The 23,577-nt window shown below is 50.5% G+C and carries 21 protein-coding genes and 1 other RNA gene; 6 read left to right on the top strand and 16 right to left on the bottom strand.

The genetic code is table 11. The features are described from left to right. Positions 1-228: 228 nt before the first annotated feature. From Q8W22_RS13415 to Q8W22_RS13390, 6 genes are all read right to left on the bottom strand, one after another. On the bottom strand, positions 229-2,079 hold the full coding sequence (locus Q8W22_RS13415) for a UvrD-helicase domain-containing protein (RefSeq protein ID WP_305452652.1): 1,851 nt from the start codon (positions 2,077-2,079) through the stop codon (positions 229-231). Beyond that, complete coding sequence (locus Q8W22_RS13410) at positions 2,076-4,157, bottom strand: ATP-dependent endonuclease (RefSeq protein WP_305452651.1); 2,082 nt, start codon at positions 4,155-4,157, stop codon at positions 2,076-2,078. The genes Q8W22_RS13415 and Q8W22_RS13410 overlap by 4 nt, the downstream gene beginning before the upstream one ends. Positions 4,158-4,474: 317 nt before the next feature. After that, positions 4,475-5,347, bottom strand: a complete 873-nt coding sequence (locus tag Q8W22_RS13405) for a transposase (protein WP_305452650.1) — start codon at positions 5,345-5,347, stop codon at positions 4,475-4,477. 164 nt (positions 5,348-5,511) lie between these two features. Continuing rightward, positions 5,512-5,736: a hypothetical protein gene (locus Q8W22_RS13400; RefSeq protein ID WP_305452649.1), complete on the bottom strand. Its 225-nt coding sequence runs from the start codon at positions 5,734-5,736 to the stop codon at positions 5,512-5,514. Beyond that, positions 5,733-5,957, bottom strand: a complete 225-nt coding sequence (locus Q8W22_RS13395) for an addiction module protein (RefSeq protein ID WP_303432989.1) — start codon at positions 5,955-5,957, stop codon at positions 5,733-5,735. Before Q8W22_RS13395 ends, Q8W22_RS13400 begins: the two co-directional genes overlap by 4 nt. Positions 5,958-6,099: 142 nt before the next feature. After that, positions 6,100-6,366, bottom strand: coding sequence for a hypothetical protein (locus Q8W22_RS13390; RefSeq protein WP_305452648.1), 267 nt, complete (start codon positions 6,364-6,366; stop codon positions 6,100-6,102). A gap of 135 nt (positions 6,367-6,501) precedes the next feature. Here Q8W22_RS13390 and Q8W22_RS13385 point away from each other — a divergent pair, with 135 nt between their 5' ends. Beyond that, entirely contained in the window at positions 6,502-7,248 is a 747-nt protein-coding gene (locus Q8W22_RS13385; protein ID WP_303432992.1) for a proteasome-type protease, read from the top strand. A gap of 39 nt (positions 7,249-7,287) precedes the next feature. On the opposite strand, the gene rnpB is transcribed toward Q8W22_RS13385, so the two are convergent. After that, positions 7,288-7,662: RNase P RNA component class A (gene rnpB, locus Q8W22_RS13380), an RNA gene on the bottom strand. 101 nt (positions 7,663-7,763) lie between these two features. Then, entirely contained in the window at positions 7,764-8,621 is an 858-nt protein-coding gene (gene rsmI / locus Q8W22_RS13375) for a 16S rRNA (cytidine(1402)-2'-O)-methyltransferase (protein WP_303432994.1), read from the bottom strand. 31 nt (positions 8,622-8,652) lie between these two features. Here rsmI and Q8W22_RS13370 point away from each other — a divergent pair, with 31 nt between their 5' ends. From Q8W22_RS13370 to Q8W22_RS13360, 3 genes are all read left to right on the top strand, one after another. Further along, complete coding sequence (locus Q8W22_RS13370; RefSeq protein WP_305415006.1) at positions 8,653-10,419, top strand: penicillin-binding protein activator; 1,767 nt, start codon at positions 8,653-8,655, stop codon at positions 10,417-10,419. Positions 10,420-10,431: 12 nt separating this feature from the next. Beyond that, positions 10,432-10,794, top strand: coding sequence for a YraN family protein (locus Q8W22_RS13365; RefSeq protein ID WP_303432998.1), 363 nt, complete (start codon positions 10,432-10,434; stop codon positions 10,792-10,794). 94 nt (positions 10,795-10,888) lie between these two features. Then, positions 10,889-11,473, top strand: coding sequence for a phosphoheptose isomerase (locus tag Q8W22_RS13360; RefSeq protein WP_303432999.1), 585 nt, complete (start codon positions 10,889-10,891; stop codon positions 11,471-11,473). Positions 11,474-11,542: 69 nt separating this feature from the next. On the opposite strand, the gene Q8W22_RS13355 is transcribed toward Q8W22_RS13360, so the two are convergent. From Q8W22_RS13355 to Q8W22_RS13345, 3 genes are all read right to left on the bottom strand, one after another. Next, positions 11,543-12,820: an NAD(P)/FAD-dependent oxidoreductase gene (locus Q8W22_RS13355; protein WP_303433001.1), complete on the bottom strand. Its 1,278-nt coding sequence runs from the start codon at positions 12,818-12,820 to the stop codon at positions 11,543-11,545. Positions 12,821-13,397: 577 nt separating this feature from the next. Next, the gene (locus tag Q8W22_RS13350) at positions 13,398-14,057 is read right to left on the bottom strand and encodes an NADPH-dependent FMN reductase (RefSeq protein ID WP_305452647.1); all 660 of its coding nucleotides are present in this window, start codon (positions 14,055-14,057) and stop codon (positions 13,398-13,400) included. A gap of 53 nt (positions 14,058-14,110) precedes the next feature. Continuing rightward, positions 14,111-14,770, bottom strand: a complete 660-nt coding sequence (locus Q8W22_RS13345; protein WP_305452646.1) for a YoaK family protein — start codon at positions 14,768-14,770, stop codon at positions 14,111-14,113. A 655-nt stretch (positions 14,771-15,425) separates the two neighbouring features. Here Q8W22_RS13345 and yiaY point away from each other — a divergent pair. Then, the gene (yiaY, locus tag Q8W22_RS13340; RefSeq protein WP_303433004.1) at positions 15,426-16,577 is read left to right on the top strand and encodes an L-threonine dehydrogenase; all 1,152 of its coding nucleotides are present in this window, start codon (positions 15,426-15,428) and stop codon (positions 16,575-16,577) included. 254 nt (positions 16,578-16,831) lie between these two features. Continuing rightward, a complete protein-coding gene (locus Q8W22_RS13335; RefSeq protein ID WP_305452645.1) occupies positions 16,832-18,298 on the top strand; it encodes an anion permease in 1,467 nt (488 codons plus the stop codon). A 100-nt stretch (positions 18,299-18,398) separates the two neighbouring features. Here the strand turns inward: Q8W22_RS13335 and Q8W22_RS13330 are convergent, their stop codons facing one another. The 5 genes from Q8W22_RS13330 to hemA form a co-directional block, all read right to left on the bottom strand. Next, on the bottom strand, positions 18,399-19,202 hold the full coding sequence (locus Q8W22_RS13330; protein ID WP_305452644.1) for a DUF2971 domain-containing protein: 804 nt from the start codon (positions 19,200-19,202) through the stop codon (positions 18,399-18,401). An 81-nt stretch (positions 19,203-19,283) separates the two neighbouring features. Next, complete coding sequence (locus Q8W22_RS13325) at positions 19,284-20,042, bottom strand: molybdopterin-synthase adenylyltransferase MoeB (protein ID WP_305452643.1); 759 nt, start codon at positions 20,040-20,042, stop codon at positions 19,284-19,286. Positions 20,043-20,080: 38 nt separating this feature from the next. Continuing rightward, positions 20,081-20,950, bottom strand: a complete 870-nt coding sequence (gene prmC, locus Q8W22_RS13320) for a peptide chain release factor N(5)-glutamine methyltransferase (protein ID WP_305452642.1) — start codon at positions 20,948-20,950, stop codon at positions 20,081-20,083. Then, positions 20,947-22,032: a peptide chain release factor 1 gene (gene prfA, locus Q8W22_RS13315; RefSeq protein ID WP_303433010.1), complete on the bottom strand. Its 1,086-nt coding sequence runs from the start codon at positions 22,030-22,032 to the stop codon at positions 20,947-20,949. The genes prmC and prfA overlap by 4 nt, the downstream gene beginning before the upstream one ends. Further along, positions 22,029-23,318 carry a glutamyl-tRNA reductase gene (gene hemA, locus Q8W22_RS13310; RefSeq protein ID WP_305452641.1) on the bottom strand — a complete coding sequence of 430 codons (1,290 nt, stop codon included), beginning with the start codon at positions 23,316-23,318 and terminating at the stop codon, positions 22,029-22,031. The genes prfA and hemA overlap by 4 nt, the downstream gene beginning before the upstream one ends. Positions 23,319-23,577: the final 259 nt, after the last annotated feature.

The following is a 23,577-nucleotide window of genomic DNA, read 5'->3' as shown; positions in this document are numbered from 1 at the left end:
TGCTGGTCATCAGACACCTCGTTTATGGTGGCGATATTACCACCTACGTTGGTGTCCGGAATCATTGAACCACTACACAGTTTATGATGAATCGAAGTATTTAGAAGCCCTGAAAAAACGGGGATCACCACTGCTTCAGTATGCTGTAAACAGCTAAGAAAAATGGTTGCTGTCCACCTCAGGGCGTGTTGTTATACGGTTTTTTAAGCGGCATCGAGCTAACTTTATTCATCTCTTCGAAGGCAGTATTTGCACCTGCTCTCTATCTAATAACTCACTTTCGACGAGTTCAACACGAGCCGCTTTTGCATCCTGACAATAAAGAAATATTCTTAGGTTCATCCGAGCTCGTGAAAAGCAAACATATGCCAATTTCCTACTGCGAGCTAATTGACCTTCTGTGCCATCTCCAGCAGCAGCGGGCGTCAGAAGCTTATTGAAGCTGTACATGTTCCAGCTGGCTTCAATATCATCAAAAACAACTAAGACATCTTCGTATTCTTCCCCTTTTGATCCGTGCTGAGTACTGAGTGCCGTGTGATCAGAAACGAAACCGTAGTATGGGAGGAGCTCATTCGTTGACATTGATAAAAATTCGTCGGCTAACCAATCAGACTTTTCTTCAGTGTGAATTGCCTTATCGTAAGCCTCAATTCTTGGTTCTCTATCTAATGCTTCAGCCAAACGGTCAGAAATATTGCAAAGTTGATTTTCTTTTGCATATCTCAAGATGTCTCCAATTGGACGTTTTGTCCACATTTCGGAAAGCTCGGTCACAAGATTATGAGCACTATCTAGCATCTCCTTAAGGGGGCGATCCTTATTTATGCCTAATATATCGAAAGCAGGTGTCTCTTCCCGCAATATATCGACAATCTGTTTTTTGTTGCCGCTCTGTAGTGAGGCTATCAAAGGGCATAGCGATTTGATAAATGGCTTAACTAAGAAATGTTCCCCATCGATATACTCATCTTGTGCTTTGTTCGAGGCATATTCTCCCGTAAATAGATTTTGTAGTGATGAGAACCCAAGACGTCTTGCAATCATCTGTCGCACCAAGAACAGTCTTTTAGCTCCCTCATTATTCTGCCAACCGATGTATTGCAAGGCTTCATCGAATTTCGATAGAGACTGGTCTAGTTGCTCGGGTGTATATCTTCCACGAGGCCCAGCAGGTGCTTCTGTTTCAATCAAGGTCAGTAGCACACTACCTTCATTTAAGGCGATTTCGCCAGCTGGCACCTGCTGAATGTCATCCCGAAGCTTATTAGTCAGCGCAACGATTGAGGTAGCCGATCGAAAATTTTCCTCTTTCTCGATTAACCGGAACCCTTCAGGCCCATCAAATACACCGGCTCCATTATCATAAATCTGTTGCATAGGGTCGCCAAAATAGGCAACCATCGGAAGAGCTTCACCCGAACAAATTGTGTTGAATGCGCCAATAACACTATCAAATGTATCCTGCGCTTCATCGACAAAAATGTAGGGAAACTGGAAGCCAAGCCCACGTTGCAAAATAGGACTCTCGGATATCAAGTATGCAGCTAAGTCGATGACGTCATCATGACCGATTTGCCCCTTCGAAAAGCTACTAAACTGGCTCTCATCGTATTTAAACGTAGTCACTTGATCTAAAAGTTCTAATTCTGCCGTCAATTCAGCAACTCGAGCGCGTGCTCTCTGGGCTGTTTGAGAGTTACCATTATTGTCTTTTTCGCGTGCTTTTGCGATATGGGTTGGAATGAGGTTATCACGAAGAGCTATACGAATATCTTTCGTAAACCGGCTGATGGAACTCCAAAGGAAACTATGAATTGTTGAAACCAAATAAAGTTCATCGAACCCAAGCCGTTCCTCAATTACAGCAGTTGCTCGCTTAGTATAGGTAATACAAACGATTTTCTGACCATTTTTTCCTAAATCACGTCCAACTTCATCACGAAGAAAATTTAGTGCTGTCACGAGTGAAGTTGTTTTCCCAGAACCGGCTCCTGCTACTACAGAAAAAGACTGAGCGGCCAAAATGCATTCTTCGATTTCCTTATCTGCTTTAGTCGGCTTGAACAGTTTGGTCATATGACAGACTCCTCAATTGCCTGATCTTGGCTTTGTAGCCTCCGTTCAAGCCATTCCAATCCTTCACGGATGTATAAAGGTACTTGCCAATCATCAGAAGACAGGACTGTGAGTGCAAAATCGGTTTTCTTGAAGCTCGATTCTCGAATTAGTTCGTATACTGACTGATTCAACTCTTCAGCTTCCGCTGGGAGTACAACGCCTTTGAACGCTTCTCCTTCACCAAAGGCTTGGATGTTTTCATAGATGAATGCTTCTTCTAAAGTTCGACCATGAACCGTTATACGCTCACCTAAAAAATCCACTTCAACTGGACGCTGAAAAGCAACAAAACGGTCAAGATCAGCCTGCGATTGGTCCTGAGCGGGAATCTCATTGAAATCACTGATCAACAGTTTTCCTACAAACATGTCTTTGAGGCTAGCATTAGAAGTTATTGCACCAGTATCAACGGCACAGCAGGCTTTGGCTCGGCCGCCACCCTCTGGAGGCTTCACCGAGTCTATGTCGGTGATAACCAAGTAGGGAATGTGCAGGAAGGTCATTAGTTCTGCGAACCGATGAGCATACGCCCCACCAACTTCTAGCGTAGTGAGGTACTTCGTGTTCAAGTTTGGTGATGTCTTCGTGATCATCTGTGGCAGAAGAAGCCGCTCCACAGTGCCTTCAATCAATATTGCTGCATCAGCGAAAAAGAGGTCGCAATGGATCAGAGCTAGATAGCGTTTTAAAAAATCAAGAGCAGCATCCGCATCTACTTTACCGTCATCCGTAGAGACTGCTGAAGCTTGAAAATCTCTTAGGTTATGTATCTCTGACACACGTAGAATTTGAGACACAGTAGGATCTTCTTCTGAACGATGACATCTTCGAAAATACCTAACTTTTTCAAAATCAACTGAATTGAGAACATGTGATGAATGCGTTGTAATAACAAGTTGCGGACTACCTATTCCATCTTCATCGAGATTGTTAAGAATATTCCATATATTACCGATGAATGTTTGTTGAACTTGAGCGTGTAAATGGACCTCGGGCTCTTCGATAAAGATTAGGTGGCATAATGGCCGGTTCTCTAGGGTTTGCAACCACTGCAGCTGAAAATCCCGGATCTGGATCGCCATTAGCACCAGGTTTTTGAACCCCAAGCCATTATATGCCTCGGGAAGTTCATGAGCAGTTTCCGCATCTATGTAGATCAAGTCTGTGTTGCCTCGTAGTGCGACATCGGCGCTAATAGATGAAATTATCTTCAAACGACGTTCATGTGCTGCAGGTACACCCAAGTCATCCAATACACCCATAAGGCTCCCGAAATGCTCATCGTAGTGTTCCGTGAGTTTTTCGTTGTTCTCATCGATAATTTGGATGGCGGCATCGCTGATATCGGCTTGGTCTAAGTTGTTGCGATAGAACGAGGCAAACGCGGTGGAGAGCTTACTGCTACGACTAGCTTCCTCATCATCATTCATGTTTCGTTGGGCATCAACGAAGTCCGCTCGCACCAAAGAATTCAATATGCGTTTGCCATCAGAAAGCTTGAGTATTGTTTCCTCAATCTCATCGTTATCCAGCCTTGAAAGTGAAGAGTACTGAACGGAAAAATGGTTCTTGAAGTTACCATCAAGGCCTAAAAAATGGCTTAGGCTTCTTTTTCGTTTACCGTCATCATCACTTGGAAAAATGGTGTCATATTCAGCCCATAATTTGGAAATATCATCTACTGCATACTTACAGCGGATACCGACTTCATATGTTTCTATAGAAACACTTGAAAGCAAGGCAAAAGCGCGTCCGAAAGAGATGTTTTCGGGATCAAAATCGAACCAAAGATCGAGTTCTATGGAAGGAAGAATGACATCTCCCTCGGGTGAATAATGGTCAATCTCTGAGATGCGTTGAATCGAGAAATCATGAATCTTAAAATCCCTAGAAGAGAGAAAACACCGAAATATGCTGGTTGCCGAAGTCTTCCCACTGTTATTTGGCCCAACGAAAACAGTTTCAGACTCCTCGAAATCGACTTCGACCTCTTCAAGGCGACGAAAATTCCTAATAAAGGCTTTAGCTAATTTCATTTTTCATTTCCTTATTGAATGTGGCAACCAGTCTTTACCAACTAACTCTTTTTTCTTCTGTGGTATGCGACACCAATGCTCACTCTGAGACAAAAGTACGGCCACGATCGGTGCCGTATAACGAGCCTGTAAAAAAACCTGTTTCTAATCCGTTTTTCCCACCAACAGCTCGCTCTCTGTTGTTTATTTTCGATGGCCGGTTTTTATCGACCGTCGTTTATTTATTCTGTGTTTCCGACCTTTTTAAGCTTTGGCTGTCTGTATGCCAAGTATCCTGCTGCTTTTAGTGTCTGCTCTAAGGCTGTGTTGGCTCTGTTTTACTGGCTGAGATGCCCGTATTTTGCCAGCTTTTCTACATTGTGTACCAGACAATAAAGTTGCCACTGCCCCTGTACTTTGGTTTTGCTTCTCAGGCTAAAGCGGTTCAATCGTTTATTGGTGCCGATGTTGCCGAAGACCGGTTCGACAACGGACATCCGGTGGCTGTAGATTTGTTTGCCGTGGGGGCTGTCGACGCGGTGTTTCATCCAGTCGGTGTAACTCGGTGGCCGTTTGTCATTGAGCGGGAAGCTGACTTGGCGGCCTGCACCTTTGCCGTGATTGGCTGCGGATGGGTTCTTCATGCCGCTGTCTTTTTCCCGATGTTCACTGAGGTGATGACGGATCAGGTGTTTGAGTTTCTGGCGTTTCTGTTCCAGCTCTTTAAAGGTGCCTGACCATTCCTTAGCGGCATTGGAGCGCATTTTACAGCCATCAATGGCAAAGAGTTCATGGCCTAAAAGCCCCTGCTGATCACAGATCAACAGCACCTGTTCAAACAGGTCTTTAATGGCTTGGGGCTGACTACTGACAAAATGAGCAAGGGTGGTGAAGTGCGGAACGGTATCACAGGACAGGGCTTTAAAAATAATGTTGGTTTCGCAGCACCACTGAATCTCACGGCTGGAGGTGGTGCCTTTAGAATAAGCAAACAAGATGATTTTCAGCAAAATGGCTGGATCGTAGGCTGGGCGGCCTTCACTATCATTCTTATAAAGCTGATGAAACGCGGACAGATCCAGCTTTTCAGCCTCTTTATAAAAAACAGGGGTAATGCAGGGCATACTAAAAGTACCCGGCTGAAGCTGTTCCAGGTAATTGATCACCACCATCGACGTTTGGTTGTAGTCGTAGTGCTTGAATCGAACCATCACCGCCTCCTGCGTTTCAAAACCCGATCAGACCATCGTTCGGGAGGTTTTTCTACAGCCTGAACGCCCGTCTCACACGCCGGTTTGCAGCCAATTGTTAAAGCCTGCCCAGCCAATACTGAGGACGCCGCCGAGCATGTGAAACAGCCAGAATCTGAAAGCCGTCAGGCCTTTCTCGGTAAACGATAGAAAGGGGGGAATCTGTGAAGGGGCTCGACGAATATCTGGCTGCGATTCAACTTGCCAGCTTTTGGTGACTCGCCAACTAAAGCGGCCAGGGCCTCAAATTCCTCTATGACGGCACCACCCAATCCCGGAACTTTTGATTCGTAATAACCAACTGTCTCCAGGAACTCGGCTTCCGCTGCCGGGTGAAAAGAATAGTTCATTTGATCAGTGTTCTAGCCTTCCTCATAACATCCTCACCAGACACAGCCTGCACTGTACCAGTGTCCAGCTCTTCGCCTCTGCGTCGAGCCTCAAGCAACCAATCGGATTTGAGTTCGTCTTCTGACGGAGACTCCAGGCTTAACACCAGTCGCTGGATCAACTGGGCTCGCTCTTCTTGCGGGAGGTGTAGCGCCTCGTCTTCAATTTTCTGGAGATTCATAAAATAACCTCTCGTTCACGTATTGCTTGATTTTGACACGGATAGGTAACAGGTGCCACGACTCCGTTTTTACGCTTTAACGAGGCTGTAGAAAAACCTGTTTCTAACCCGTTTTTCCCGCCAACAGCTCGCTCTCTGTTGTTTATTTTCGATTGCCGGTTTTTGTCAGCCATCGTTTGTTTGTTCTATGTTTCCGGCCTTTGCGGTGATTGGCTGCGGATGGGTTCTTCATGCAACGGGGCTTTTTGTTGCAGTTCCGGCATTGCAGCAGCCTGCCTTCAAAATAGGCGATGGGTTGGCCTTGGCCGTTGTCTCGTGTACCGCGATGAATGATCTTGTTCCCTGCCGAGCAGATGCAGGTCATATGGATCGGGTCGAAGTTCACCTGTTTCAGGGCGGTGAGTAGCATTCCGTAAATCTGTTCACTTGTGTGATTGACCCGACATATTCGCCGATTACAATGGCTGCCAATCTTACCAGGCGCTCGCTGTTCACAAAGGGTATGCGTACAGCAGAGATCGCCTTTTTACAGGAAGCATGCATCATGACCTACTGCGTCGCACTGAAAGTCGAGAACGGACTGGTTTTAACATCCGACTCCCGCACCAATGCCGGTGTTGACCATATCGCCAGCTTCCGCAAATTGCATGTTCTCGAAGTACCGGGAGAGCGCGTTATCTTCCTGCAAAGTGCCGGTAATCTGGCCACCACGCAAAGTGTGATTACACTACTGCAAACCACCATCCGTAACGCTGAGCGCCATGTACTGAATGTCCCGACCATGTTTGACGTTGCCGAACTGGTGGGCAAAACCATCCGCGAAGTGATCAAGCGCGACCAAGGGCAATCACAAGGTGTGGATTTCAGTTGCAGCATGTTGATCAGTGGGCAAATCAAGGGCGAACCTCACCGCCTGTTCCATGTGTACTCACAAGGCAACTTTATTGAAGCCGGGGAAGACACGCCATACTTTCAGGTTGGCGAAAGCAAATACGGCAAGCCGATACTGGACCGCATTATCGACTTCAACACCCCGCTGGATCGCGCCATGTTGTGCAGCCTGATTTCGATGGATTCGACCCTGCGCAGTAATCTGTCGGTCGGTATGCCGCTCGATCTGGTCTGTTATCACGCGGGCAGTGTCAAAAACCCGGGTCTGATCCGGCTGCAGGAAAACGATGAGATGTTCCATCAGGTGCGCCTGGCCTGGTCGGAAGGCATCAAGGAACTGTTTGACAGCTTGCCGCTGCTGACCCGTGACGTCTGTCAGCCGATAGCAGACGAGGCATAAAAAAACCCTCACTGGCACAGCCAGTGAGGGTTTTCAAATAACCGGAGTCGGCCGATAAGCCGGGTTCTGTCTTGGACAATCATTCATCTAGGCCAGCAATTGCTCACTGGCTCAAGCGACCTACCCGTTCCCAGCGCGGGCCGCGCCTGTAGGGAACCTATTTGGTCTTGCTTCGGGTGGAGTTTACCGTGCCACGAACTGTTACCAGACGCGCGGTGCGCTCTTACCGCACCCTTTCACCCTTACCTGATCCTGCTTTTTACAAGAAAAAGAGGCCATCGGCGGTTTGCTCTCTGCTGCACTGGTCGTAGGCTCACGCCTCCCAGGCGTTACCTGGCACCCTGCCCTTTGAAGCCCGGACTTTCCTCCCCCTGCATGCCGAAACATACAAGCGACGACTGTCTGGCCGACTCCGGCGCGGAGACTATCATAAAAATGTCATACAGCACACCGGCAGAACCGCAGCGCACCGGTGCTGGTGCTGGTGCTGGCTGTCAGCCAGATCAGGCGTCTTTTCAGGCGTCTTTCCAACCCAATGCTTTTTGATACAGCTCTTTTTTATTCTCGCCGGTCAGTTCAGCAATAATGGCGGCGGCTTTTTTTGGTGGCAGCTCGGCCAGCAATAGTTTGAACAGCCGTTCTGTATCGATTTCAGACGCTGGTGATGGTGATTGATTACCGCTGACCATCACCACAAATTCGCCTTTTTGATGATCCTCATGGCTCGATAGCTGGGCATGGATATCCATCAGTGTACCGCGATAAAAACTCTCGAAGGTTTTGGTTAATTCCCGCGCAACCACAGCCTCGCGCTGATCACCGAGCACTTCGGCCATATCCGCAAGGGTATATAAAATCCGGTGTTTGGCTTCGTAGAAAACCAGAGTACAGGTATCTTGCGACACGGCTCGCAAGCGCTCTTTGCGGCCACTGCTTTTGTGAGGCAAAAAACCTTCAAAGGTAAAGCGGTCGGTGGGTAAACCGGCAGCCGACAGAGCGGTAATAATGGCGCTGGCCCCTGGAATCGGCACCACCTTGTGGCCAGCCTGGCGTAACGCCTGCACCAGAGGATAACCAGGATCAGAAATCAGCGGCGTGCCAGCGTCGGATACCAGAGCCATATCATGGCCCTGGTCCAGGTGATCTTTCACCTGCTGGATACGCTCACGTTCGTTGTGATCGTGTACCGATAACATCGGCTTGCGCAGGCCGAGGTGCTGGAGCAATCTCTGGGTATGTCTGGTATCCTCGCAGGCAATGATATTCACGGCACTCAGCACTTGGCGGGCCCGCTCAGTCAGGTCAGCCAGGTTGCCAATAGGCGTTGCCACGACGTACAGCGTGGCGCTAACAGAATCGGGAAGAGAGCTCATGCGGGGAAATACACCTGGGGGATGGAAATTCTTGGCGACCGCAACAGCGGCTATGCTGTTGGGTCTTGCTGGATGCACTACGACACCTCAAGACACGACTCCGGTAAAGGCCATTCAGCCTGTACAGGTGAGTAATGCCGAGCTGCTGCAACGCGCTGGTACTGCGATTGAAAGGGGCGAGTTTGGCAACGCCAGACAGTATTTGCAACAACTGCAGCAACGGAACCTGACGAACAGCGAGCGTATCGAGCAGTGGTTAGTCGCCACGGTGCTGGCGTTAAAGTCCGGCCAGCCTGACGATGCCGAACAGTCTCTGCAGCAGTTACAGTCCCTTCGAGACCAGGCTACTCCGTCCCAGGATTCCCGTATCAGTTTGTTACGCGCCACACTTTACGGCCAACGTGGTGAGCACTATGCCGCGGTACAAGAGCGAGTGTTTATTGCGCCCCTGCTGCAAGGTTCGTTGGCCAACAGTAACCATGAGGCCATCTGGGGTCAGTTAATGGCCATGTCGGAAGAAGAACTGGCCGACAAGCGCGCAGAAAATACCGGCTCGGTTCTGGGGCAATGGATTGAGCTGGCTCTGCTAAGCCGTCATTCCAGCCTCAGTGTCGACGAGCAACTTGCCTCGCTGGCGCTGTGGCGTCGTCAAAACCCCACCCACCCTGCTGCTCTGCAGTTACCCGGCAGCCTGGCCTACCTGACCCAATTGGCCAACCAACGGCCAGAGCGAGTGGCTCTGATGTTACCGTTATCCGGCCCGCTGGCCGCTTCCGGAGAAGCCATTCGGGATGGTTTTCTGGCAGCCTATTATCAGGCCATTGCAACGGAACAGCCGACCCCGGAAGTCACTCTGATCGACAGTCAGGGCGTGGATTCCATCAGCCAGGGATACGCGGAAGCATTAATGAGTGGTGCCCAGTGGGTTGTTGGGCCGGTCAGCAAGCAGGAAGTCGTCGCGCTGGAGCAGCGCCAGGATTTGGCCATTCCGACACTGGCACTGAACTACGGTGATCCCGCCGCAGACAACGAAGCCACCACGTCAGCCAACCTGTACCAATTTGGCCTTGCCCCTGAAGATGATGCCATACAGGCTGCAAACCAGGCCTGGGCCGATGGCCACCGCCGGGCGCTGGTGATGATTCCCGAAGGTTCTTGGGGTGAGCGTATCTTTACGGCTTTCCGCGATCACTGGGAAGCCTTGGGCGGCGTACTGGGAGAAACCCGTTTCTATACGCAACAGAACGATTACAACCCGGATATCAAAGCCCTGTTGAACGTGGACGACAGCGTCAACCGTAACCGGAAAATGCGACAGCTGTTACGCCAGACCACTGAATTTGAACCTCGCCGTCGTCAGGATATCGACTGGGTATTCCTGGTAGCTCAACCGCAACAGGCGCGCCAGATCAAACCAACGCTGGCCTTTAACTTTGCCGTTGATTTACCCGTGTACGCCACATCCCACGTATACAGTGGCCATAACGATACTGATCACGACCGTGATCTCGATGGTATCCGTTTTTGCGACTTACCCTGGGTGCTGGAAGGTGGCCCGCTGTATGATCAGGTCGAGCAAAACAGCGACAATGGCCAGGGCCCTTACCTGCGCTTGTACGCGCTGGGCGTCGATGCCTATCGCCTGTTACCGCGTCTGCCACAGCTGCAGGCTTTCCCGAACAGCCGTCTGGAAGGTGAAACCGGTGTCATACAGCTGGATGCCGAACGCCGCGTTCATCGCCAGAGCGTTTGTGCCATATTCCGTGATGGCCGTCCGGTACTGCTGAGTCAGGAATAACCGGGTGGTTCGATGACCTCGCAACGGCTATCCCGTCGTGCCCAGGGCCAACAAATAGAAGACGCTGCAGAGCAGTTCTTGTTGGCTCAGGGACTCACACTTGAAGCCCGTAACTATTACACCCGTCGGGGTGAAATAGATCTGGTCTGCCGCCATAACACGGTGCTGGTATTTATCGAAGTCCGTTATCGCAAGCGTAACGCCCATGGTTCTGGTGCAGAATCCGTCACCCCCGCGAAACAACAAAAGCTGCGTCTGGCGGCCGAGCACTATCTGCAACACCGTTATCCTCACGCCTTGCCGGACTGCCGTTTTGATGTGTTATCCGGCAGTGGTAAACCGGTTATCTTTGACTGGATACAAAATGCCTTCTGACTCTTACTGTATTTGATAAGCAATTCCTTCTGGCATGTTGGTCTTGCCCGGTCGATGCATTACCATTGGCTGCTTCTGTTGACGGAGAACCGCCGTGCAAGATCGCATCATCAGCCATTTTGGCAACAGTATTGAAACCAAGGCGCTCGCTGCCGAACAGCTGCCGCCATTTATTGAACGGGGCGGCCAAACCATGGTGAACGCCATCCTCAGTGGCAACAAGATTCTCAGTTGTGGCAACGGTGGCTCGGCTGGCGATGCCCAGCATTTTTCCTCGGAAATGCTCAATCGTTTTGAACGCGAGCGTCCAGGGCTGCCTGCTTTTGCCCTGACCACCGACTCATCCACCATGACGTCGATTGCCAACGATTACAGCTACAATGAAGTGTTTTCCAAACAGATTCGGGCACTGGGTAACAAGGGGGATATTCTGCTGGCGATCTCCACCAGTGGTAACTCTGCCAACGTGGTGCAAGCGATTCAGGCTGCCCATGAGCGGGAAATGACCGTGATTGCCCTGTCGGGTAAGGATGGTGGTGACATGGCATCGCTGCTGACCACCGACGATGTGGAAATCCGCGTGCCTTCGACGGTAACTGCACGTATTCAAGAGGTTCACCTGCTGGTGATCCATTGTCTTTGCGACTATATCGACTGTTCGCTGTTCGGCGAGGAATAAGAGGAATAAGACAGGGCAAGGCGAGCAACTGGCTCGCCTTGTCTGTTACCTTGCTACCTTAATGATCTTTCAATGATCTTTCAGGCGATGAATGCCTAACGCCTTCAAGGTGTACTTTTCAAATATCGGTTCACTGGAACCGGTTTTCATCTTGCGCATAAAGTACTTCTCAAAACCCACCTTGGCCAGATGCACCCATTTGCCTTGTTTGAACCAGGTGACATTACGCGGTGGAATCTGTGGAATCGCCACAAACGCTGCCCCGGTATCTCCCATATCAGCCAAACAGATCGCACTCCAGGTACCTTTGGAATCCGCCACACCCCCTTCCAGATCGGCCTGCAGATTATGCGCAATGGCAGTCATCATGGATTCAATCATATAGCCGGTTTTGGGTGTTCCGGTTGGCACTGGCGTCTCTTCTACCGGCGGAATCGCCACACACACACCAGCGGCATAGATATTTTTCCAGGTCGGGTTACGCTGGAATTCATCAATAATCACAAAACCTTTCGGGTTTACCAGCCCTTCCACCGCCGCTACCGGTTCGACCCCGGCAAAGGCTGGCAACATCATGGAATGTTTAAATGGCACTTCGTGCTGCTGTTTTAATGAACCGTCGTCGTTCATCTCGTCCACATACATCATGCCTGCTTCTACCCGCGTCACGTTGGCATTGGTAATCCATTTGATATGACGGTTACGCAGCTCGCTTTCGATCATCGATTTTGAATCGCCTACGCCACCCAGGCCCAAATGGCCAATATAGGGTTCGCTGGTGATATAGGTCATGGGAACCTGGTCCCGGACTTTTTTCTTGCGCAGTTCCGTTTCCAGAATAAAGGCGTATTCATATCCAGGGCCAAAACACGAAGCCCCCGGAAATGCGCCAACAATCACTGGCCCTGGCTCATCAATCAGGTTATCCACATCGTCACGGCAAGCTTCAGCATGATCCAGCGTACACACCGACTGGGTAAAACCACCGTGCGGGCCTGCTCCTTCCACCGCGGCGAAATTCAGTTTCGGGCCGGTACAAATAACCAGATAATCGTACTGTTGCAGAGAGCCATCTTGTAGCGTCAGGCAGTTCTCGTCCGGATCGATTGCCGTTACCGCAGAGGCAATAAATTCGATACCTTTCTTTTCCAGGTAGGGACGAATCGGGAAGCTGATTTCCGGTCGCTCACGCCAGCGTACTGCAATCCAGGGGTTAGACGGCACAAACTGGAAGTCTTCCCGTTCATTAATTACCGTGACCTGATGGTCTTTGCCCAATAGCTCCCGGATTTCATATGCCCCGGCCATGCCGCCTGTGCCTGCACCCAATACAATGACTCTTGCCATGCTCAGCCTCTCTTTTTTTTGTGTGTCGATACCATTAGGGGACACCTATTTAATCTGGTGCTCACTCTGGGCCACCGCCGACTTGCAGGCCTGACGGGTCAAGTCAAAAGTCGGCGACACCGAGTCGAGATCATCCGGCAGCCCCCGAAGAGCGCGGGTTGCCGTCGTCCAGTGCGGTGTTGACGAATTTGAAAAGGACTCGTCATTTCGCTGCATTCGTCGTCTTGCCCTGAACAACGGCAACACTCGCGCAGAGCCGTGCAGGATTAAATAGATGTCCCCATTACATTAGCAACAGAGAGGCCAATATTCCTCAACAGGAATATTTAAAAATTATGACAAGCAATCACTAATAAAATCAAAGTGTTGGGCAAGCCAGCCCAAGCAACAACTGGCACACGATAAACATAACAACGGAGTGTGGCCGGGAAATTTTGTTGAAACAGGCCATTTGGCTGCCATTATTTTCAGTAGACTGCCAAAAATGACAGGCAACAAAAATCACCCAAACAACCCCTGCCAGCGGCTGGCAAGGGTTGTCTGTTTCCCAATCAATTCTGGATCAGAGAGTGACCGGCTAAGGTGCGTTACGCTCAGACGGGTCGGTTTTGAAATCTTGCAGCAAGGTGTGTGGATTCACCTCACTCCGGTAAGTAGCGGTAGCTTGCGCCCACCAGACCAGTTGACTGAAAGCCCGATCAAAATAACCAAACCAGGCCCCCTGCTCTTCCCCGGCTTGCATCGAACCATCAGCAGCAAACACAGCCTGGGCCTTGGGTACATGAATCATGGCAGACACAGACAAGCAGCCCAATTCCGCCAAAAACGTACGCATTCCTACCGCAGCTCGCATACCACCCCACTGACCTGCCGAGTAAGTCACGATAGCGCTGGGCTTGTAGGAAAATAGTGAACTGCCAAAATGATTCAGCAAATTGGCCAGTGCAGGACTCATCGAATGGTTATATTCCGGGCTGACCATAATAAAGCCATCGGCGGAGGCAATTTTCTCTGCCAACCGATTCAACGCGGCTGGTGCCCGGCCTTCAGCATACGCAAAATGCGGTTTGAAAACCGTTTCGAGCGGATAATCCAAAGCATCAATCAGTTCGATGTCGTGCTCTTTATAACGCTGTTCAAGACATGTCAGGCAGGCTTTTGCCACCCGCTCACCCAATCGAGCTGGTCGTGGCGGGGTACTGTCGCGCACAGTGCCCAGAAAAATCAGTAATTTCATACACAGCATCCATCAGTTGACTATATACAGCTGCCCAAACAAACACATACCGGTTATTTATGGGTTCTGGTGTAAATTCGATAGATCAACGCTATAACCATACAGACAGCCGCCGGAAACAGCAGGGTCATAAAATAGTATTCACTATAGAGTAAAACACCGATAACACCACCGGATATAAACCCGGCAATAATAAGAGTAAACAGTTTTAATTTCCTGATATCAAGTTCTTCGCCACGAAGAAACGCACCGATCATGATTCCAAGATCGGTAAAGATACCGGTAACATGTGTTGTTCGGATAATTGCCCCACTATAGGTAGTAGCCATGGCATTTTGTAAACCACAGGCAGCAGATGCCAGATAATGCCCATAAAAAAACTCTTTGGATAATAGCAAAAAAGCCATTGTCAATAAAACCGCTTCCAGTATCAGCAAGGTATCGTAATGTCGCCCCAGTTTCAGGGCAACACCATGCAGCATGAAGCCGGATATTGCCGACCCCATCAAAAAGGCCAGCATAAGACCGGAAATATGAAGAACATTTCTTAAAGAATCTGTAATCAGGCTGGTACCCAGCAATGTAGCAATACCCGACAAATGAGAAACTGACTGATGTTCAAATCCTAATAAACCGACTGCGTTAACAACACCGGCGATCAATGCCAATACAAAAGCGCCGGTTTCAACCCATTTGGGCAATTGTGAAATCAATCCCAGGGTACTCCTATACCGCTAGAGTCCACCACCAAGGTGAACGATACCTAGTCATAAAAACAACAAACCAAAATCCAATTCCATGTGATATTTCCCAGCCTTGCAGAAACAAAGAAATATTCATTCAACGCCTCATACTCTAGCGAGATTTGTTATCTCTGGCCAGAGTAAGGCTTTCATTTGATGATTATTTGCTCAATTTTCAGACGATAGTAGAACACCACAGCAGGGGTAACAGCACGACCCGGGACAGGATGACAGCGGCCAGCCTTCCCTTTGGCCCTGTCGGTGGACCAGGGCGAAGCATGGGGTCATAACTCAAACAGCCGCTGCGAGCCAGCACCGGGCTCGCCATACTCTCGTGACTGTGCTGTGCCGTGCTCAGTGATGTGCCCCGTGCTGTTCTCTTCGACGCCAGCAGGCTATTCCAAGCCCGACATGAAAATGTTTATCACTTATAAATCAGCAATATAATATATATTTTTTCAATGATTTATAATTAATATTTCAGCGACATACTGTTCTGTTTTCAAATATTCTGAAAATCATATTCATGCCCTGCGGATCAATCGATACTTGCGTTATATCAAGTACTTCTAACAAATAGAGGTCTACAGTTTACTTGCCATTAAAATTCTTTGAGGATTGCATTATGCCTGCTACTACTTTTTATATTCCTAGTGTCAACCTGATGGGCAGCGGTTGCCTGAAAGAAGCGGCGACAGCCATTGAATCCTACGGCTGGAAAAAAGCACTGATTGTTACCGATGCACCGCTGGTCAAACTCGGTGTTGTGGGTCAGGTTGCTGAGTTATTGGCCTCGCACAATGTCACCTCGGTGGTTTACGACGAAGTCAAACCAAACCCCAACGTCACCAATGTCGAGCACGGCTTGGCCATCCTGAAAGAAAACAACTGTGATTTTGTGATTTCCCTGGGTGGCGGTTCACCTCATGACTGCGCCAAAGGTATCGCTCTGGTAGCCACCAATGGTGGTGATATTGCCGACTACGAAGGTCTGGATCAGTCCGCCAAGCCGCAGTTGCCACTGGTTGCCATTAACACCACCGCAGGCACCGCCAGTGAAATGACCCGCTTCTGTATCATTACTGACGATACTCGCCATGTAAAAATGGCCATCGTCGACAAGCACACCACGCCGCTGCTTTCCGTCAATGATTCCGATCTGATGCTGGGTATGCCACCCTCACTGACCGCCGCCACCGGTATGGATGCACTGACTCACGCCGTCGAAGCCTATGTATCAACCGCAGCCACCCCGATTACCGACGCCTGCGCCCTTCAGGCCATTCGTCTGATCAGCGACAACCTGCGCACTGCTGTCACCGATGGCAGCAACGCAGAAGCCCGCGAGCAAATGGCTTACGCTGAGTTTCTGGCAGGCATGGCTTTTAATAACGCCTCTCTGGGTTATGTACACGCGATGGCTCACCAACTGGGCGGTTTTTATGACCTTCCTCATGGCGTGTGTAATGCCATTCTGTTGCCACATGTACAGGCTTTTAACGCCAAGGTCGCGTCACCACGACTGGCTGATATAGCCGCCGCAATGGGCTGTGATGTACTGGGTAAATCCGCTGAAGATGCCGCCCAAGACTGCATCGCCGCAATTCGCACCCTGTCTGCGGATGTCAATATTCCAGCGGGTGTTGCCCAGTTGGGAGCCAAGGAAGAAGATATCCCGACGCTGGTTGAAAATGCCATGAAAGATGCCTGTGGTATCACCAACCCGATCCAGCCAACATTTGAAGAAGTGGCGCAAATCTTTAAAGAAGCCATGTAAAACAGAGGTAATCATTCAGCTCAATAATGGCTGATTACCCAGCCTGATTATTCATCGATACCTGGGTGAATAATCGGGCTGACCATAACAACACCATTGAGCCATAATGACTCAGACCAACTAATAGCAGGCAAGCATAAACTGCTATAAACATTATCGAAGCACAGCCTGTTATTATAGGTAACATCAATCCAGAAGCATTATTTATAACGCATTAACTCACACCCTTTTGTCCACTGAATAAGGATCTGAATATGCAAGCTGGAGGCATTAAAATCATTCCGGCCACGGTCAGCCTCATCATTATTTTACTGATCTGGTTTGTTATTCCTGTGCCTGAAGGCGTTTCGCCTTCAGCCTGGCATTTATTGGCGCTTTTTGTGGGTACCATTGCTGCCATTATCGGTAAGGTGATGCCCATTGGTGCCATCGCCATGCTGGCCATCACCCTGGTTGCTATCACCGGCGTCACCAACGACAGCCCCAAAGGAGCCATTGCAGACGCTCTCAGTGGTTTTTCCAACTCATTGATCTGGCTGATTGGTATCGCCATCATGATTTCCCGAGGCTTGGTTAAAACCGGTCTTGGCAATCGGATTGGCTATCATTTTATTGCTTTATTTGGCAGTAAAACCCTCGGAGTCGGTTATGCCCTGGCGTTATCCGAACTGGTGCTGGCCCCCGTCACCCCCAGCAATACTGCCCGTGGTGGTGGCATTATTCATCCCATCATGAAATCCATTGCCGGCAGTTTTGGCTCTTGCCCGGAGCAAGGAACACAACGGAAAATAGGCCATTACCTGGCACTGGTGAACTACCACAGCAACCCTATTACCTCTGCCATGTTTATTACCGCCACGGCTCCGAACCCGCTGGTTGTCAAACTCGTCGCCGATGCTACCGGCATGGCGATCAGTATCAGCTGGGCAACCTGGGCGCTGGCCGCATTATTGCCCGGGCTGGTATGTATTCTGCTGATGCCGCTGATTATCTATTGGATTTACCCACCAGAAATTACCCAAACACCCGACGCCCGCCGTTTTGCCCATCAGCAGCTGGATGATATGGGGCCCATGCATTTTGACGAAAAAATCATGGTTGGTGTTTTTGCCCTGTTATTGATTTTGTGGGCCGGGTTGCCTGCCATCCTGTTTGGCGATGCCTTTGCCGTTAATACCACCGCCGTGGCTTTTCTCGGGTTATCGGTCTTGCTGGTGTCTGGCGTATTGAAGTGGGACGATATACTGAAAGAAAAATCCGCCTGGGACACCGTCGTCTGGTTCTCAGCACTGGTTATGATGGCAACCTTCCTGAATAAACTGGGGCTGGTTGGCTGGTTTTCCCATCAGGTTGAGAGCCATATCGCCGACTTTGGTTTTAACTGGCAATTATCGGTGCTGATTCTGGTAGCGGTGTATTTTTACGCCCACTACTTTTTTGCCAGCACCACCGCGCATATTACCGCCATGTTTGCCGCATTTTATGCTGCTGGGCTGGCGCTGGGAGCACCACCCATGTTCCTTGCCTTGCTGATGGCTGGCGCCTCTTCCCTGATGATGTCCCTCACCCATTACGCCACCGGCACCTCACCAATTATCTTTGGCTCTGGCTACGTCTCCATGGAGGACTGGTGGATCATGGGCCTGGTAATGAGCGTGGTAAACCTGATTATCTGGACGTTGGTTGGGGCGATTTGGTGGGGTATATTAGGGTACTGGTGATCACGAAGTAAGCGGTTACTAAAAGATTGGCGGAATGTATTTGGTGCCCGGCTAGAAGCCTAATAATTACAGGGGGAGGTTGCTCCCCTTTTTAGCTGGATTACGGTTTAGCAATCAGATTCCATGAATGCAAATCAGGATTACATCGCATGACCTTGATACCTTTTTCTCTCCAAGAATTTAATAAACCCTTGAGTTCTTCTCCAGTCAATACATTTTTCTTTGTTACATTCTTACGAATATGGTGCCCCAAATATATTTCTTTTATTGAGTTTTCTGGTATATCAAAAAAATATAGAGGCCTACCAGAAATAGTTATTTTATTCCACTCATCGTGACGACCTTGTCCGATATGATAACCCAAAGAAATTCCTGATATTTTTTTAACCACTCTTACTTCCTCTTCGTAACCCCATTCGATTGACTTGTATAAGAATGCCCTTTTCACAAGATTAAATGCATCTGGATCAAATCTCAATTCTTGCCCAATTTCCATGAGAGTATCTGCACTAATAACTGGCAAGTCTTTATGTGGTTTGGTTGCAGAGTAAATCACTTCGCCATATTGACTAGGAATAACGCATTTTTCGACACAAGAAAATCCAGCAATATCAACATCAATTCCTATGACAACACCTTGATGTTCATCTCCATAGTGTGACCACATCAAACTATTTAGCGGCTGCCTGGTTAAAGACAAGATTCCGTATTTTCTGGAAAATCTGTTCCTGCACGCCGCTGCCGCTGTAGCTAAATCAGAATTTATCTCCGTCCCATTATTCGTAAAACCAAAAGCGGTACATTCAAATGGATCATTCAAATCTTCGAGGCATGAAAAGCCTAATGATAGAGTATCAATGACCTTACATGCAGTTTCAAAGGACATGTACTTATATAAGATCATGGAAGCGCCTTTTGAGAGCTAACGTGGAAACGAATCGGTCTTCTGCCACACTTTGCTGCTCTGATCACAAATAGTAAACAACTACTCCGATTGACCACAATCCGGGCAATGCGGGTTGCCGGGTAATTCCCAACAACGCTGATCCCCTGTCAGGGCATCGAATGTCTTCAGTCGACCTGGGCGGGTGTCACCGATCCGGGCAATAAATTTCAGCGCTTCCAATGCCTGTAATGAACCGATAACCCCAACCAGAGGGGCCAGCACGCCACTGTCGGCGCAACTGAGTCCATCACTGTTCAGGTCCGGGTAGAGACAGCGGTAACACGGGCTGTTGCTGTCTCTTGGGTCAAACCAGATCCATTGGCCTTGTGTGCCCGTAGCGGCAGCCGATAACCATGGCGTCAAGGTTGTCAGGCAGGCCTGATTCAGTTGGTAACGAATATCGGCATTATCGGTGCAATCCAGTACCACATCGACGCTATCCAGTTGCTGTTGCAACCAGGTTTGATCGGCTCGACGCTGAATGGCTGTTACCTGGCAGTCCGGGTTGAGTGCTCGCAGGTTGGTCGCGGCGGAATCGACTTTGGCGCGCCCGAGGTCGGCATCGCCGTGGATAATCTGGCGCTGCAGGTTGGACAATTCCACCTGATCGTCATCGACCAGGATCAACTCGCCCACACCGCTGGCGGCCAGATACAGTGCAACCGGAGAGCCCAATCCACCCAATCCGATGATCATTACCCGGGCGCGTAACAGTGCCAGTTGGCCATCGAGGTCCAGCTCTGGCAGTAAAAGATGACGGCTGTAACGCAGTAGTTGTTGATCTGAGAGAGTGTCCATTTTCTATTCCTTCGACAGGATGGCTTGGGTCATACGCATCAGGCCAACCGGATTTGAGGCCAGCGTCCGCCAGTAATGCGTGGCTGGCCGCCCAGATCATGCCGGGTATCGATATCGACAAAGCCCTGTTGCGCCAAACAGGCGGCAACTGCTTCTGCCTGTTGATAGCCATGTTCCAGCAACAGCCAGCCGTCGGCGTTAAGAAAAGCCGGTGCCTGGCTGATGATATATTTCAGGTCTGCCATGCCTTGTTGTTCCGCAACCAGGGCACTGCGCGGCTCGAAGGCCACATCCCCTTGCACCAGATGCGGATTATCGGAGTCGATATAAGGCGGATTGGAGACGATAAGGTCAAATTGCCCGCTCAGGGCGTCAAACCAGTGGCTGTGCAAGAAGGTGGCCTTGATCTGGTTACGCCGGGCATTACGCTGTGCCAGTTCAACAGCGGGCAAACACACATCGACCCCGGATACCTGCCAGCTCGGCTGTTCGCTGGCTAGCGCCAGGGCAATAGCACCGGTGCCGGTACCAAGGTCCAACACCCGAGCGGTGGCCAGCAAGGGTAATTCCAATGCCCATTCCACCAGGGTTTCGGTATCGGGGCGGGGAATCAGAGTGCTGGCATTCACTTCCAGATCGAGTGACCAGAACGCGCGCTGACCCAGAATATGGGCTATCGGTTCTCCTTCACAGCGACGTACTAACAGCGGTTCGAGTTGCTCGCGCGCGGCGGCCGCCAGGGTTTTGTCACCCCAGGTATAAAGCCAGGTACGAGGCTTTTGCAGTACATGGCCAACCAGTAATTCGGCATCCAGCCGGGCGCTGCTGTCTTGCGGGTCATGGGCATGACAGCTTGCTTCCAGCCGCTGTCGTGCAGCTGCCAGCCAGGCGTCGATGGTCTGACTCATTGGCCGGACATATCCGCCAGCAGGTTAGCCTGATGTTCCTGCGCCAACGGCCCGAGAATCGGGTTGAGGTCTCCCTGTACAATCTCGTCGAGCTTGTACAGGGTGAGGTTTATGCGGTGGTCGGTGACTCGCCCTTGCGGATAGTTATAGGTGCGGATTCGCTCAGAACGGTCCCCCGATCCCACCAGGCTTTTGCGGGTGGCTGCCAGTTCGGCATGAGCTGCCTGCCGCTGGGCATCACGCAAGCGAGTCGCCAGAACGGCCAGTGCCTTGGCGCGGTTTTTATGCTGCGAGCGTTCGTCCTGGCATTCGACAACCAGACCTGTCGGCAAATGCGTTACGCGAATAGCGGAGTCGGTTTTGTTGATGTGCTGACCACCGGCACCGGAGGCACGAAAGGTATCGATACGGAGATCATTTTTGTTGATATCGATTTCTTCTTCACTGTCGACTTCTGGCATCACTGCAACGGTACAGGCCGAGGTATGAATACGCCCCTGGCTTTCGGTTTCTGGTACGCGCTGCACCCGGTGGGCACCGGATTCAAATTTCAGCCGCGAGTAAACATCCGTCCCGGCAATGCGCGTGATCACTTCCTTGAAGCCGCCGTGTTCACCTTCGCTGGCGCTCATCAGTTCGGTGCGCCAGCCCTGGGTTTCGGCAAAACGGGTGTACATGCGATACAGGTCACCGGCAAAAATTGCCGCTTCGTCGCCACCTGTGCCGGCCCGGATTTCGACAATCACGTTGCGGCCATCGTCCGGGTCTTTTGGTAATAGCAGGATTTCCAGCTCGCCGCTCAAGGCTTCCAGCTGTGCCTTGGCGGCGTGCTGTTCTTCTTCGCCCATGGCGCGCATGTCGGGGTCGCTGTCATTGGCCAGCAGATCAGCTTCATCCAGGTCAGCTTGTGCTTGCTGGTAGCGGCCAAAGGTCTGGGCCAGGCTTTCCAGCTCGCTGTATTCTCGTGATAGTTGGCGGAACTTGTTCTGATCGTTAATCACTTCCGGGTCGGAGAGCAAGTGTCCGATTTCTTCGTAACGCTCGGAGAGCGATTCCAGTTTGTGCAAAAGGGAGGCTTTCATGTTCTATCATCGCTGTTGCTGGCGGCATCGGCGGCATCACTGAGCTGGAACAGCTCACGGGTACTGTCGAAGACATCCATGCGACCGTCGGCGGCTGCTTTACGCAGGGCAATCGTCGGTGCATGAAGCAGTTTATTGCTAAAAGTATAGGCAAACTGGCGCAGGACTTTTTCGGGTTCGGCACCGTTCTGCAGTTGTTTGATCGCTTTGATCAGCTGTTCTTCACGCAGTGTGTCGACATGAGAGCGCAGGTCCGTCACGGTATGAACGGCATCGAGCACTTTCAGCTCGCGCATAAAGTGTTCAACGCCCGCCAGAATCAGCTCTTCGGCTTGTTGCGCGGCGTCTTCACGCGAGCGGACATTTTCTTCAATGATATTGCGCAGATCATCGACGGTGTACAAATAGACATCGCTCAGGTCGGCGACTTCGGCCTCAATATCACGGGGAACGGCAATATCAACCATGAACATGGGCTTGTGGCGGCGTTTTTTAAGGGCTTTTTCAACCGCGCCTTTACCCAATACCGGGAGCGGGCTGGCGGTAGAGGTGATCACGATATCGGCTTCGGTCAGTACTTCCGGTATATCTTCCAGCAGCACCGCTTCGGCGTGAAATTCTTCGGCCAGATGTTGCGCCCGTGCCAGGGTACGGTTGGCGACAATGATTTTTTCAATACCCGCCTGGCGTAAATGCCGGGCCACCAGTTCGATGGTTTCCCCGGCACCAATCAACAGCGCAGTGCTGCGACCCAGGTCGGCAAAAATATGCTGTGCCATCCGTACGGCAGCAAAGGCCACCGAGACCGGGTTCTCGCCAATGGCGGTATCGGTGCGGACGCGTTTGGCAATCGAGAATGTCTGGCGAAACAGCCGTCCCAATTCGGACCCGACGCTGCTCGCTTCCTGCGCTACGGCGAAAGCGGACTTCATTTGCCCGAGGATTTGTGGCTCACCCAGTACCAATGAGTCCAGCCCACTGGCGACTCGCATGGTGTGTTGTACCGCTTCTTCGCCTTCGAGACAGTAAAGTGCGTTATCCAATTCTCGTGCATCCAGCCCATGATGCCCGGCAAGCCAGTCTCTAACGTGTGTCCAACGGAACTCTGCAGACGATCCGTAGATCTCAGTACGGTTGCAGGTTGAAAGAATGACAACCTCGGCAGCCGCCTTGTCCTGGCAAATGTCGACCAGAGCGGCGGGCATGGTAGCGGGATTAAATGCAACGCGTTCACGCACGGACACCGGTGCGGTCTTATGGTTAATTCCCAGAACCCAGATACCCATTACGCTGTGTGCTACCCCTGATCGAAAAGCGCGGATTATAAACGCCAGCGCTTGGCTTTACCGCTTAAATCTTTGACTTAGTGTGTCATCTAACCCTAAATAGACACAAAATTTTCTGGCAATTCAGGTGTTATCGACTCCTGAAGGCCCTCGTTCCGGAAGAAACAGAGTGTTCACAACATCGTTGACAGCCGCTCCGAACGCGACATCTTTACTGCATTCAGCCGGTAGTAAAGGTGCCTCTCTCTCTCATTGGCTC

It is taken from the genome of Oceanobacter sp. 1_MG-2023, from assembly GCF_030689025.1.
GTDB lineage: Bacteria > Pseudomonadota > Gammaproteobacteria > Pseudomonadales > Oceanobacteraceae > Oceanobacter.
The sequence above is the reverse complement of the archived record's forward strand: the minus strand, read 5'-3'. Positions and strand labels throughout refer to the sequence as shown.